The organism is Streptomyces sp. NPDC002309, from assembly GCF_053593375.1.
In genome coordinates, this window is the sequence record NZ_JBSFCI010000002.1 from 9,012 (window position 1) to 22,366 (window position 13,355).

General features: G+C 72.7%; 10 protein-coding genes. 4 read left to right on the forward strand and 6 right to left on the reverse strand.

Annotated elements, in window-relative coordinates; genetic code table 11:
- Window positions 1-344: 344 nt before the first annotated feature.
- The 4 genes from ilvD to ACWCPM_RS01565 all read right to left on the reverse strand — a co-directional run bounded on the left by ilvD (window position 345) and on the right by ACWCPM_RS01565 (window position 5,086).
- Complete coding sequence (gene ilvD / locus ACWCPM_RS01550) at window positions 345-2,198, reverse strand: dihydroxy-acid dehydratase (RefSeq protein WP_450974104.1); 1,854 nt, start codon at window positions 2,196-2,198, stop codon at window positions 345-347.
- A gap of 117 nt (window positions 2,199-2,315) precedes the next feature.
- Complete coding sequence (locus ACWCPM_RS01555) at window positions 2,316-2,921, reverse strand: TetR/AcrR family transcriptional regulator (protein WP_450974105.1); 606 nt, start codon at window positions 2,919-2,921, stop codon at window positions 2,316-2,318.
- A complete protein-coding gene (locus ACWCPM_RS01560) occupies window positions 2,918-3,742 on the reverse strand; it encodes a sugar phosphate isomerase/epimerase family protein (protein WP_450974106.1) in 825 nt (274 codons plus the stop codon). Before ACWCPM_RS01560 ends, ACWCPM_RS01555 begins: the two co-directional genes overlap by 4 nt.
- Window positions 3,743-4,129: 387 nt before the next feature.
- Window positions 4,130-5,086 carry a Ppx/GppA phosphatase family protein gene (locus ACWCPM_RS01565; protein WP_450974107.1) on the reverse strand — a complete coding sequence of 319 codons (957 nt, stop codon included), beginning with the start codon at window positions 5,084-5,086 and terminating at the stop codon, window positions 4,130-4,132.
- Between the two features lie 83 nt (window positions 5,087-5,169).
- Here ACWCPM_RS01565 and ACWCPM_RS01570 point away from each other — a divergent pair, with 83 nt between their 5' ends.
- Window positions 5,170-6,048, forward strand: a complete 879-nt coding sequence (locus ACWCPM_RS01570) for a hypothetical protein (protein ID WP_450974108.1) — start codon at window positions 5,170-5,172, stop codon at window positions 6,046-6,048.
- A gap of 30 nt (window positions 6,049-6,078) precedes the next feature.
- Here the strand turns inward: ACWCPM_RS01570 and ACWCPM_RS01575 are convergent, their stop codons facing one another.
- Window positions 6,079-7,824: a BACON domain-containing protein gene (locus ACWCPM_RS01575; protein ID WP_450974109.1), complete on the reverse strand. Its 1,746-nt coding sequence runs from the start codon at window positions 7,822-7,824 to the stop codon at window positions 6,079-6,081.
- A 314-nt stretch (window positions 7,825-8,138) separates the two neighbouring features.
- Here ACWCPM_RS01575 and radA point away from each other — a divergent pair, with 314 nt between their 5' ends.
- Together radA and disA are read left to right on the forward strand one after the other, a co-directional pair.
- Window positions 8,139-9,548, forward strand: coding sequence for a DNA repair protein RadA (gene radA, locus ACWCPM_RS01580; protein ID WP_450974110.1), 1,410 nt, complete (start codon window positions 8,139-8,141; stop codon window positions 9,546-9,548).
- A gap of 80 nt (window positions 9,549-9,628) precedes the next feature.
- On the forward strand, window positions 9,629-10,753 hold the full coding sequence (gene disA, locus ACWCPM_RS01585) for a DNA integrity scanning diadenylate cyclase DisA (RefSeq protein ID WP_450974111.1): 1,125 nt from the start codon (window positions 9,629-9,631) through the stop codon (window positions 10,751-10,753).
- A gap of 373 nt (window positions 10,754-11,126) precedes the next feature.
- Here disA and ACWCPM_RS01590 read toward each other — a convergent pair whose 3' ends face one another.
- A complete protein-coding gene (locus ACWCPM_RS01590) occupies window positions 11,127-11,990 on the reverse strand; it encodes a hypothetical protein (RefSeq protein ID WP_450974112.1) in 864 nt (287 codons plus the stop codon).
- 238 nt (window positions 11,991-12,228) lie between these two features.
- Between ACWCPM_RS01590 and ACWCPM_RS01595 the strand changes: the two genes are divergently transcribed.
- Window positions 12,229-13,164, forward strand: a complete 936-nt coding sequence (locus ACWCPM_RS01595) for an A/G-specific adenine glycosylase (protein ID WP_450974113.1) — start codon at window positions 12,229-12,231, stop codon at window positions 13,162-13,164.
- Window positions 13,165-13,355: the final 191 nt, after the last annotated feature.

The following is a 13,355-nucleotide window of genomic DNA, read 5'->3' on the forward strand; positions in this document are numbered from 1 at the left end:
GTGCTGTTCGCGGTGGACGGGAGCGGCGCGGCACGCTGGTGACGTGGCGGCGGACGGGAAGGTGTTCGCCGGGCCCCCGGACGGAGTGCTGTTCGCGGTGGACGGGAGCGGCGCGGCACGCTGGTGACGTGGCGGCGGACGGGAAGGTGTTCGCCGGGCCCCCGGACGGAGTGCTGTTCGCACGCTGGTGACGTGGCACGGGCGCCGCGGTGACGCAGGGCGCCCGCCGCGGTGTGCACGCACTGGAACAGGACGGGGACCAGGCCAGGGACCAGGACCAGGGCGGGCGACGGAACGCGAGAGGGGCCGCACCGTCACAGGCGGCCCCTCTCACCGAACGTGCCTCAGCCCAGCTTGCTGACGTCCCGCACCGCGCCCTTGTCCGCGCTCGTCGCCATCGCGGCATACGCGCGCAGCGCGGCGGACACCTTGCGCTCGCGGTTCCTGGGGGCGTAGGCGCCGTCCAACGCCTCGGTACGCCGCGCCAGTTCCGCCTCGTCGACGAGCAGCTCGATCGAGCGGTTCGGGATGTCGATGCGGATGCGGTCGCCGTCCTCGACGAGGGCGATGGTGCCGCCGGAGGCCGCCTCGGGCGAGGCGTGGCCGATGGAGAGGCCCGACGTGCCACCGGAGAAGCGGCCGTCCGTGATCAGTGCGCAGGTCTTGCCGAGGCCGCGGCCCTTCAGGAAGGACGTCGGGTAGAGCATCTCCTGCATACCGGGGCCGCCCTTGGGACCCTCGTAGCGGATGACGACGACGTCACCGTCCGTCACCTTCTTGTTGAGGATCTTCTCGACGGCCTCCTCCTGCGACTCGCACACGACCGCCGGGCCCTCGAAGGTCCAGATCGACTCGTCGACGCCGGCGGTCTTCACGACGCATCCGTCGACGGCGAGGTTGCCGCGCAGGACCGCCAGGCCGCCGTCCGTGCTGTAGGCGTGCTCGGCGGAGCGGATGCAGCCGCCCTCGGCGTCCTCGTCCAGGGCCTCCCAGCGCTCGGACTGGGAGAAGGCCTCGGCGGAGCGGACGCAGCCGGGGGCCGCGTGCCACAGTTCCACCGCCTCCTGGGAGGGGGAGCCGCCGCGGACGTCCCAGGTCTTCAGCCAGTCGGCGAGCGACGGGCTGTGGACGGAGTGCACGTCCTCGTTGAGCAGGCCCGCGCGGTGCAGTTCGCCGAGCAGGGCCGGAATGCCGCCGGCGCGGTGCACGTCCTCCATGTAGTACGTGCGGTCCTTGGCGACGTTGGGCGCGACCTTCGCCAGGCAGGGCACACGGCGCGAGACGACGTCGATCTGCTCCAGCCCGAACGGCACCTCCGCCTCCTGGGCTGCGGCCAGCAGGTGCAGGATCGTGTTGGTGGAGCCGCCCATCGCGATGTCCAGGGCCATCGCGTTCTCGAAGGCCGCGAAGGTGGCGACGGAGCGGGGCAGGACCGTCTCGTCGTCCTGCTCGTAGTAGCGCCGGGTCAGGTCCATGACCGTGCGGGCGGCGTTGACGTACAGCTGCTTGCGCGCGGTGTGGGTGGCGAGGACCGAGCCGTTGCCGGGGAGGGAGAGGCCGATGGCCTCGGTCAGGCAGTTCATCGAGTTGGCGGTGAACATGCCGGAGCAGGAGCCGCACGTCGGACAGGCGTTCTCCTCGATGCGGAGGATGTCCTCGTCCGAGATCTTGTCGTTGACCGCGTCGGAGATCGCGTCGACCAGGTCGAGGGTGCGGACCGTGCCGTCGACCAGCGTGGCACGGCCGGACTCCATGGGGCCGCCGGAGACGAAGACCGTGGGGATGTTGAGGCGGAGCGCCGCGTTCAACATGCCCGGCGTGATCTTGTCGCAGTTGGAGATGCAGACCATGGCGTCGGCGCAGTGCGCCTCGACCATGTACTCCACGCTGTCCGCGATCAGGTCGCGCGAGGGCAGGCTGTACAGCATGCCGCCGTGGCCCATCGCGATGCCGTCGTCGACGGCGATCGTGTTGAACTCGCGCGGGATGCCGCCGGCCGCGGAGATCGCCTCGCTGACGATCCGGCCGACCGGCTGGAGGTGGGTGTGGCCCGGCACGAACTCCGTGAAACTGTTGGCGACCGCGATGATGGGCTTCCGGCCGATGTCCGCGCCGGGTACACCGGAGGCGCGCATAAGGGCGCGGGCGCCCGCCATGTTGCGGCCGTGGGTGACTGTGCGGGACCTCAGCTCGGGCATCGTCGCTCGCTCCTTCGGAGAAATCTGACTGTTACGAGCGTACGCCGCCGCTCCAAGGGATGGACAAGGTGTCCGAAATGCGGGATACCCGTCTCAGGGTGATTCGTTCCCGCCCGGTCAGGGCCCGGTCAGATGCCCCTGTACGACCGGTGCGACACGCCGGATGATCACTTCCAGGTCGGCGGAGGCCATCGGCTCCAGCTTGATCACGTACCGCATGATCGCGACTCCGACCATCTGCGCGGCCGCGAGCTCCGCGCGCAGCTCCGCGTCGGGCAGACCGAGCTGGGAGGCGACCTTGCGCAGCAGCTGCGCGGCGACCAGGCGACGGAAGACGGCCGCCGCCACCTCGTTGGTCACGGCGGACCGCACGACGGCCAGCAGCGGGGTCCGGGTGACGGGGTTCTCCCAGATCCCGAACAGGAAGCGGGCGAAACGCTCCCCGACCTGGTCGGCAGGCCCCTCGAAGATCACGTCCGGCGCCTTCAGGGCGGGCGCGAAGACCGCCTCCAGCGCCTCCTGGAAGACGTGCTCCTTCGTGCCGAAGTAGTGGTGCACCAGCGCCGAGTCCACACCCGCGGCCTTGGCGATGCCGCGTACGGACGTCTTCTCGTAGCCCCGCTCCGAGAACTCCTCGCGGGCCGCGGCGAGGATGCGGTCGCGGGTGTCCCCGGACTCCGCGCGAGGGGGCCTGCCGCGTCCGCGGGACGTCGCGCCGGTCACCGGCGGGGCACCTTCACCGCGGAGGCCAGGTGGAGGCGGGTGAAGGCCAGCGCCTCGGCGAGGTCGGCCTCGCGCTCGGCGCTGGACATCGCGCGGCGGGTGTTGACCTCGATCACGACATGACCGTCGAAACCGCCGAGGGCGAGGCGTTCGAGCAGTTCGGCGCAGGGCTGGGTGCCGCGGCCGGGCACCAGGTGCTCGTCCTTGTTGGAGCCCGCGCCGTCGGCCAGGTGGACGTGGCCGAGGCGGTCGCCCATGCGGTCGACCATCTGCAGGGCGTCGGTACGGGCGGTCGCGGCGTGGCTGAGATCGATCGTGAAGTGCCGGTAGTCGTCCTTGGTGACGTCCCAGTCGGGGGCGTAGGCGAGCATCTCGCGGTCGCGGTAGCGCCACGGGTACATGTTCTCGACGGCGAAGCGCACATCCGTCTCGTTCGCCATCCGCCAGATCCCGGCGACGAAGTCACGCGCGTACTGGCGCTGCCAGCGGAACGGGGGGTGCACGACGACGGTCGTCGCGCCGAGCTTCTCCGCCGCCGCGCGGGCTTTCTGCAGCTTCACCCACGGGTCGGTCGACCACACACGCTGGGTGATGAGCAGGCACGGGGCGTGGACGGCGAGGATCGGGACCTGGTGGAAGTCGCTGAGTCTGCGCAGGGCCTCGATGTCCTGGCTGACGGGATCGTTCCACACCATGACCTCGACGCCGTCGTACCCGAGGCGCGCGGCGATCTCGAAGGCCGTCGCCGTCGACTCCGGATAGACGGAGGCCGTCGAGAGGGCGACCTTCGCATCCGGGACGCGTACGACTGGTTCTGCCACGGGGACAGGGTAACGGCGTGCCTTGATCGGCGGCGTTCGGGCGGAGGCCGGGGGCCGGACGACCGACGGAATCCCGCCGCCGAGGCCCTGCGGCCGATCCGCCCGAGGCTCCCACCGCCGAACCCCTGCGGCCGATCCGCCCGGGGCTCGCGCCTCGGCACCGGCTACGGCAGCGCCCTCAGCACCCCCCGGCGACGCACTGGGGCACCGCCCTCAGCACCCCCGCGACGCACTGGGGCCGTGCCCCAGCCCCCGCGACGCACTACAGCAACCCTCGTCACGCCCCGGCACCCACGACAGCAACCCTCGTCACCCGCCGCGCCCCACGACAGCGACCTCGTCACCCCCCGCGACCCACGACGGCGCCCCCAGCACCACCACCACGCTCTACGGCACCGCCCCGGCCTCCGGCTCTGCGGATCCCATGTGGTCCAGTCGGCGCAGGATGACGCCCTCACGCAGCGCCCACGGACATATCTCCAGCGTCTCCACGCCGAACAGGTCCATGGCCGCCTCCGCCACCAGCGCGCCCGCGAGGAGCTGGCCCGCACGGGCGTCCGAGACGCCGGGGAGCTCGGCGCACTCCTGGGCGGTCATGGCGGACAGGCGGGGCACCCAGCTCTCCAGGGACTGCCGTTTGAGTTCCCGCTGGACGTACAGGCCGTCGGCGGAACGGGCGGCGCCGCAGAGACGGGCGAGCTGCTTGAAGGTCTTGGAGGTGGCCACCACGTGGTCGGGGGCGCCGAAGCGGGTGAACTCGCCCACGGTGCGTGCGATCTCGGCACGGACATGACGGCGCAAGGCCCTGATGTCGTCGGTGGCGGGCGGGTCGCCCGGCAGCCAGGTCGAGGTCAGCCGGCCGGCGCCGAGCGGCAGTGAGACGGCCGCGTCGGGCTCCTCGTCGATGCCGTAGCCGATCTCCAGGGAGCCGCCGCCGATGTCCAGGACCAGCAGCCTGCCCGCGGACCAGCCGAACCAGCGGCGGGCCGCGAGGAACGTGAGCCGGGCCTCCTCGGCGCCGGTGAGTACCCGCAGGTCGACGCCGGTCTCCTCCCGGACGCGGGCAAGGACGTGGTTGGCGTTGGTGGCCTCGCGCACGGCGGAGGTGGCGAACGGCAGGAGTGCCTCGACGCCCTTGTCCTCGGCGGCCTGGAGCGCGTCGTGGATGACGGCGATCAGCTTGTCGACGCCCTCGGAATCGATGGCACCGCCCGCGTCGAGGAGTTGGGCGAGGCGCAGGTCCGCCTTGTGCGAGTGCGCGGGCAGCGGGCGTGCGCCGGGGTGCGCGTCCACCACCAGCAGATGCACCGTGTTGCTTCCCACGTCGAGGACACCGAGTCTCATGTACGGAAACGCTACTGCCAGTCGCGCCGTGCACCGCCCCGCGGACGGTCCCGGACGGGTCTCGGGCGACTTACCCTGGACGGGTGCCAAAGACGAAAAAGGCGAAGAACGACAAGGCAGGCAAGAAGGCCAAATCGGCCGAGGGTTCTTCCCAGGGTTCTTCGCGGGCGAAAGCACCGAAGAAGTCGGAGCAGGACCCGGCCGTCCCGGCAGCCGACGAGAAGGGTCTCGACTTCCCGCGCGCGTGGGTGGAGTTCCCGGATCCGGCGGACGACGAGCAGATGTTCCGCTGCGATCTGACATGGCTCACCTCTCGCTGGAACTGCATCTTCGGCAGCGGCTGCCAGGGCATCCAGGCGGGCCGCGCGGACGACGGGTGCTGCTCGCTCGGCGCCCACTTCTCCGACGAGGAGGACGAGCAGCGGGTCGCCGGGCATGTGGCGAGGCTCACGCCGGAGATCTGGCAGAACCACGCCGAGGGCACCCGCGACGGCTGGGTCTCCGAGGACGACGAGGGCTCCCGGCAGACCCGTCCCTTCCAGGGCTCGTGCATCTTCCAGAACCGCCCCGGCTTCGCGGCCGGCGCGGGCTGCTCGCTGCACATCCTCGCCGTGCGGGAGGGCCGTGAGCCGCTGGAGACCAAGCCGGACGTGTGCTGGCAGTTGCCGGTCCGCCGGACGTACGACTGGATCGACCGGCCCGACGACACGCGGGTGCTCCAGATCTCGATCGGCGAGTACGACCGCCGGGGCTGGGGTCCGGGCGGCCACGACCTGCACTGGTGGTGCACGTCGGCGACCTCGGCGCACGGCGCGGGTGAGCCGGTGTACGTCTCCTACCGGCCGGAGCTGACCGAACTGATGGGCAAAGCGGGGTACGACCGGCTGGCCAAGCTCTGTGAGCAGCGGCTGGCCTCCCAGCTGCCGCTGCTGGCGCCGCATCCGGCGGACCCCGTGGGCTGACGCGGCAGACGCCGTTTCCTCGACACGGCCCTAGGAGGTGCTGGGGCTCGGGTCGCCGCCGTCGCTGGGCGTCGGCGACGGGCTGGTCGGCGCCGACGGGTTGGACGCGGTCGGCGTCGGCTCCGGGTCGGGCGGCGGAGTGGTCGGGTCGGTCGGCGTGGGATCGGGGGGCGCGGGGGTCGTGGGCGTCGGTTCGGGGCCGGGCGGGGTCGGCTCGCCCGAGCCGCCCGGGGTGCTCGGCACGGGATCCGGACCGGGGCCGGGGTCGGACGGGGTGGGGGCGCTGCCGTACCCCCGGATCGAGACGATCGCGCCGGCCGGTGAGATCGCGACCCGAGCGCTCCAGAGCCCGGAGGGCTCGCGCAGGGGGTCCACGTACACCTTGATCGTCAACGTCTCGCCGGGGCGGAGCGTTCCCGAGGACCGGCTCATGTAGAGCCAGGACGCGGCGGTGGTCGCGGACCAGCGGACGGGGGCGGAGCCGGAGGCGGTGAGGGTGATGAGGGTGGTGTCGCCGGAGTTGTCCGCGGCCACCGAGAGCCGGCCAGCGCCCTTCTGCCCGGTGCCCGCGACACTGACGACCTCCACCGACACATCGGGCTCGTCACCCCGGGAGAACCGGCCGCCGCGGCTGGTGTCGGCGTTGCCGGCGTTCTGGTAGCCGCCGTCCGCGGTCTCGCCGTCGAGCGTGCCGGCGCCGTCGTCCCGGCTGGCGGTGGTTCCGCGGCCGTCCGTGCCCTCTCCGGTGATCGGCGTGCCCCGGTAGGCCGACCACAGGGCGAGCACCGGGGCGGCCACCACCGTGGCGACGACGGTCGTGGTGACGGCACGCGCGCGAAGACGGTCCCGCCGGGCCGCGCGGTCCTTGGGGTCCATCGGAAAGCCGCGCCGGTCGAAGCGGGGTACGGCGCTCCGCGCGCGCGGGTGGTGCGCCATGGCCATGTGCAGGACCGCGCGGGGTGCCTCCAGGACGGGCAGCTGGGTGGGGGCGGGGCCCGCGCCGGGCCAGCTGCCGGAAGCCGCGCGCTCGGCGGTGCGTCGGCAGTGGGGGCAGTCGTCGACGTGCCGGACCAGTTCCCGGCGCAGGGCGCTGCTGAGCACCAGCTGGTTGTCGCCGGTGAGCCGGGCGACGCTCGGACAGGCGCCGGTCTCCACGACGGCGAGGGCCGCGCGGGTGCGTTCCACCTCGCAGGCGGCCGAGGAGAGCAGGTCCCGGGCGGCGGCCAGGTCCATACCGAGGACGGCGGCGACCTCGTGGGCGGACAGATGGTGGCGCACGGCCAGTTCGAGCGCCTCGCGCTGCTCGGGAGTGGTGCCGGCGGCCTCCGGCCAGGCGAGCAGGGCGAGTTCGCGTCTGCGCTGTTCCTGCGCGTACTCGGAGACGGGGGGCGAGCCGGGCTGCGCGCCGCCCTTGCGGTCGGCTCCATGGCGGCCGGCGGCGTGGGTGGCCTGACGTTTCTGCTTGGCCTCGGCCAGCTTGCGCAGACAGGCCCAGCGGGCCAGCGCGTAGAGCCAGGCCCTGCGGTCACCGGCGGCCTCCGGGGCACGCTGTCCCCGGCGCTCGGCGAGCGCGAGGACCTCGCCCAGGGCGGCCGTGGCGGCCTCGTGGTCGCACAGCACGGACAGGCAGTACGTGAACAGACCGTCCACATAGGGCTCGTAGCGCGCGGGAGGGCGCTGCACCAAGGTGCGCGCCGCAGCGCGGTCACGCGCCTCACGGCGCGCACGATGTGCGCCGGTCGTGCGGGTGGTGGTGTCCGGGCTGCTGCTCATCACCCGGCGACCGTAGGCGGCGGCGCGTGGCCGCTTCCGCCCCCTTGAGCACATTTAATCCGTACGGGTGAAACGATCCCTCATAAGGGGACAGGAACCTGTCTTCCCTTGCTCGTTCGTGACGGGACCGCCGGTCGGGGGTGCGCACGGGCGCGCGGGCGCGCGACCGGGCGCGCACGCGCGACCCACGACGCGCGCTGCTCCGCGACCCACGACGCGTCGCCGCGTGACCCACGACGGCCTGCCCCGTGACCCACGACGCACTGCTCCGTGAGGCCCGCGCCCCGGCTGTCGGTGCCGGCGGCTACGGTTTCGTCATGGCTGCCCGTACGAAGACCACCAAGGACCGTCCGTCCTACCGCTGCACGGAATGCGGCTGGCAAACGGCCAAATGGCTCGGTCGCTGCCCCGAATGCCAGGCCTGGGGCACGATCGACGAGTACGGCACGCCCGCGGTGCGGACCACGACACCGGGTCGCGTCACGACGTCCGCCGTGCCCATCGGCCAGGTCGACGGCCGGCAGGCAGCGGCGCGCTCCACCGGCGTCCCCGAGCTGGACCGGGTGCTGGGCGGTGGCCTGGTTCCCGGGGCCGTGGTGCTGGTCGCGGGCGAGCCGGGCGTCGGCAAGTCGACGCTGCTGCTGGACGTGGCGGCCAAGGCGGCGAGCGACGAGCACCGCACCCTCTATGTGACCGGCGAGGAGTCCGCGAGTCAGGTCCGGCTGCGCGCCGACCGCATCGGCGCCATCGACGACCACCTGTATCTGGCCGCGGAGACCGATCTGTCGGCCGTGCTGGGCCACTTGGACGCGGTGAAGCCGTCGCTGCTGGTCATGGACTCGGTGCAGACGGTCGCCTCCCCCGAGATCGACGGCGCGCCCGGCGGCATGGCCCAGGTCCGCGAGGTGGCCGGCGCCCTGATCCGCGCCTCGAAGGAACGCGGCATGTCCACCCTTCTGGTGGGCCATGTCACCAAAGACGGCGCGATCGCGGGCCCCCGCCTCCTGGAGCACCTCGTCGACGTCGTGCTGCACTTCGAGGGCGACCGCCACGCGCGCCTGCGGCTCGTGCGCGGCGTCAAGAACCGCTACGGCACCACGGACGAGGTCGGCTGCTTCGAACTGCACGACGAGGGCATCACGGGCCTCGCGGACCCCAGCGGACTTTTCCTGACACGTCGGACCGAACCGGTACCGGGCACCTGCCTGACCGTCACCCTGGAGGGTCGTCGCCCCCTGGTGGCCGAGGTCCAGGCGCTCACGGTCGACTCCCAGATCCCCTCCCCGCGCCGCACGACGTCCGGTCTGGAGACCTCCCGCGTCTCGATGATGCTCGCGGTGCTGGAACAGCGCGGCCGGATCAGCGCCCTGGGCAAGCGGGACATCTACTCCGCGACGGTCGGCGGGGTGAAGCTGTCCGAGCCGGCCGCCGACCTCGCCATCGCCCTCGCGCTGGCCTCCGCCGCCAGCGACACCCCGCTACCGAAGAACCTCGTCGCGATCGGCGAGGTCGGGCTCGCGGGCGAGGTCAGACGGGTCACGGGCGTGCAGCGCAGGCTCAGCGAGGCGCACCGGCTGGGCTTCACGCACGCCCTCGTACCGGGCGACCCGGGGAAGGTTCCGGCAGGTATGAAGGTGCTGGAAGTCGCGGATATAGGGGACGCCCTGAGGGTGCTCCCCCGCTCCCGTCGCCGAGAGGCCCCCCAGGATGCGGAGGACCGCCGGTAGACTTTGCCCTGGTCTCGCCCGTCCGTACGAACCGCGTGCGGATCCGGGGGCGCCCCAGAACCTGCGACCGGAGGAGTGCAGTGGCAGCCAACGACCGGGCAGCAGCTCCCGGAAAGTACGGCGGGAGCGCCGGTGCCGATGGCCTCATGCGCGCCTCGCTGAGCGCCGTCGCGCCCGGCACGTCCATGCGCGACGGCCTGGAGCGCGTCCTGCGCGGCAACACCGGCGGCCTGATCGTCCTCGGCTCCGACAAGACCGTCGAGTCCATGTGTACGGGTGGATTCGTCCTGGATGTCGAGTTCACGGCCACCCGACTGCGCGAGTTGTGCAAGCTGGACGGCGGCATCGTGCTCTCCTCCGACCTGTCGAAGATCCTGCGGGCGGGCGTGCAGCTGCTGCCCGACCCGACGATCCCGACCGAGGAGACCGGCACCCGCCACCGCACCGCGGACCGCGTCAGCAAGCAGGTCGGCTTCCCGGTGGTCTCGGTCTCCCAGTCCATGCGGCTGATCGCCCTCTACGTCGACGGGCAGCGCCGCGTCCTGGAGGACTCGGCGGCGATCCTGTCCCGCGCCAACCAGGCGCTCGCGACCCTGGAGCGCTACAAGCTCCGTCTGGACGAGGTCGCGGGCACGCTGTCCGCCCTGGAGATCGAGGACCTGGTGACGGTCCGGGACGTCTCGGCGGTGGCGCAGCGGCTGGAGATGGTGCGCCGGATCGCGACCGAGATCGCCGAGTACGTGGTGGAACTGGGCACCGACGGGCGGCTGCTCGCGCTCCAGCTGGACGAGTTGATCGCGGGCGTGGAGCCCGAGCGGGAGCTGGTCGTCCGGGACTATGTCCCCGAGCCCACGGCCAAGCGCTCCCGCACGGTCGACGAGGCCCTGGCCGAGCTGGACGCCCTCAGCCACGCCGAGCTGCTCGAACTGCCGACGGTGGCCCGTGCCCTGGGGTACACCGGCTCCCCCGAGGCCCTCGACTCCGCGGTCTCACCGCGCGGCTTCCGGCTGCTGGCCAAGGTGCCGCGGCTGCCGGGCGCCATCATCGACCGGCTGGTGGAGCACTTCGGCGGCCTCCAGAAGCTGCTCGCCGCGAGCGTCGACGACCTCCAGACGGTGGACGGCGTGGGCGAGGCGCGCGCCCGCAGCGTCCGCGAGGGCCTGTCCCGCCTGGCGGAGTCCTCGATCCTGGAACGCTACGTCTGACACCGCCAGACCCCACACCCTGAAGGCCCCAAGAGAACCACGCGCCCATCAACCCCCCGAGGCCCGACTCCCTCAAGAGGCGCGGGGAACCACGCGCCCATCAACCCCCCGAGGCCCGACTCCCTCAAGAGGCGCGGGGAACTGCGCGACCATCAACCCCGCGAGGCCCGACTCCCTCAAGAGGCGCGGGGAACTGCGCGGCCATCAACGCCCCCGAGGCCCGACTCCCTAAAGAGGCGCGGGGAACTGCGCGACCAGCCACGACGAAACCCGCACCCGAAGCACCGCGCGACCACGCCCCGCCACAACGGCCCGCACCCGACGACACCGGCCCCAGCGAGCCACCCCGCGGCAAAACAACGAAGCGCCGCGCTCAGTCCGCCTTCAGCACGAACGAGCCCCGCAGCGTCCCGAACCCGGCCGCCTTCCCCTCCAGCAGATACGTCCCCGCCCCGGCCACCCCCGCCGGAGGCGTCCCGCACTCGGGGGCGCTCGGCTTGCGGTTCCACTTGGCGGTGTACGTGATGCTCTCCCCCGCCGGGACTCGGTACGACAGGCTCCCGGAGCCCTTGGGGCAGTCGGCCGACGACCAGTACGCGTCGTCGTCACCACCGGCCTGGGTGACCGTCAGCACCGTCCCCTTCGGGCCGAGATCGACCTTGCAGTCACCACCCGAGGTGTTCTTCGCGGTCAGCCGGAACGCGGGCGTCTGGTCGGGCGAGTACGCGTTGCGCACACTGCGCAGGGTCAACGTCACCTTCTTCGGGGTGCAGTCGGGCAACGAGGACCCGGCGGGCAGCGCGTCGCCCGTACCGACGCCACCGCCGGAGGAACCCGCGCCGGAACCACCGGCACCCGAACCGTCCGCGCCGCCGGCCCCCTCGCCGTCGCCCGTACCCGAGCCGGCGCCGCCGCCCGTGCCCTCGTCCGATCCGTCCCCGGCGTCGCCGCCGTCCCCGGTGTCGCCGCCGCCGGAGTCCTCGTCGTCCGACTCGTCGCGTCCGCCCGGCGCTTCACTGATCGCGGGCCCGGAACCGGACGGCCCCGGCGTGATGGAGGGCGCGGGATTCTTGCCGTCGGAGCCTCCTGCGCCGTTGCTGCTCCGGCCGCCGCCACCGGAGGTCATGACCCAGGTGACCAGCAGGGCCAGCAGGGCGACCACGGACAGCATGATCACCCTCCGTCGCCAGTAGATGGAGGAGGGAAGCGGCCCGACCGGATTGCGCAGAGATCCCACGGCGCAAACTGTACGAGAGATCGGTGGCGTCACTGGCCCCACCCGCCGCCTGGAGCCACAACTTTTCCGGATCATCATCCCGGAAACGCCGGGCGGACGGGGGTCAGTTGGGCGCAAGGGGCACAGCGGCGGGTCCGGGCGCCCGCGCCGCCCGCTCCTGGGCCGCTGTCCGCCGGCCCGCGAAACGCTTCGCAGCAGCACGGCCGATCCGCACCGGCATGGCAGGATCGGAAGTGCCATGACTGCTCCCACGAAGCCCCCGCACACCAGCCCCGCCGAGGCCGTCACCGGCTCCCCGAGCGGGGACGGCCTCCACTCCCCCGTCATCGCCTGGTTCGACGAGCACGCGCGCGACCTGCCCTGGCGGCGGCCGGAGGCCGGCGCGTGGGGCGTGATGGTCAGCGAGTTCATGCTCCAGCAGACCCCGGTCAACCGCGTGCTGCCCGTCTACGAGCAGTGGCTCGCCCGCTGGCCGCGCCCCGCCGACCTCGCCAAGGAGGCCCCCGGCGAGGCCGTCCGCGCCTGGGGCCGGCTCGGGTACCCGCGCCGCGCCCTGCGTCTGCACGGCGCCGCCGTGGCCATAACGGAACGGCACGGCGGCGACGTACCCACCGACCACGCGCAGCTCCTCGCGCTGCCCGGCATCGGCGAGTACACCGCGGCGGCGGTGGCGTCGTTCGCCTACGGGCAGCGGCACGCCGTGCTCGACACCAACGTCCGCCGGGTGTTCGCCCGCGCGGTCACCGGGGTGCGGTACCCGCCGAACGCGACGACGGCCGCCGAGCGCAGGCTGGCCAGGGCCCTGCTCCCGGACGACGAGGGGATCGCCGCCCGCTGGGCCGCCGCGTCGATGGAACTGGGCGCGCTGATCTGCACGGCCAAGAACGAGGGCTGCCACCACTGCCCGATCGCCGCGCAGTGCGCGTGGCGGCTGGCGGGCAAGCCGGAGCACGAGGGCCCGCCGCGGCGCGCCCAGACGTACGCCGGTACGGACCGGCAGGTGCGGGGCAAGCTGCTGGCCGTGTTGCGCGAGGCGCACGCGCCCGTCCCGCAGGCGCGTCTTGACCGTGTGTGGCACGAGCCCGTCCAGCGGGCCCGCGCCCTGGACGGCCTGGTCTCCGACGGTCTGGTGGAGCCGCTGCAGGGCGGTCTGTACCGGCTGCCGCTGACCTGACGCGCCGAAGGGTCACGGCGGCGCGCCTCCTCATGTCACAGCGTTGGCCACTCCTTCATCAGACAAATCACCCCATAGCGGCCCCAACTCCCCTGCGCTCTTCACCGTTTCCTCCTTCCGTTACACAACCGACGGACAGTCGAGCGTTCACCGCAGGCTGCTCCGCACAGCCCCGTGACAACCCCTCCGTA

Bases quoted from the DNA above. Each gene is read 5' to 3' on its own strand.
- ilvD (WP_450974104.1), bottom strand. From the start codon at position 2,198: ATGCCCGAGCTGAGGTCCCGCACAGTCACCCACGGCCGCAACATGGCG.
- ACWCPM_RS01565 (WP_450974107.1), bottom strand. From the start codon at position 5,086: ATGAGACTCGGTGTCCTCGACGTGGGAAGCAACACGGTGCATCTGCTG.
- radA (WP_450974110.1), top strand. From the start codon at position 8,139: ATGGCTGCCCGTACGAAGACCACCAAGGACCGTCCGTCCTACCGCTGC.
- ACWCPM_RS01595 (WP_450974113.1), top strand. From the start codon at position 12,229: ATGACTGCTCCCACGAAGCCCCCGCACACCAGCCCCGCCGAGGCCGTC.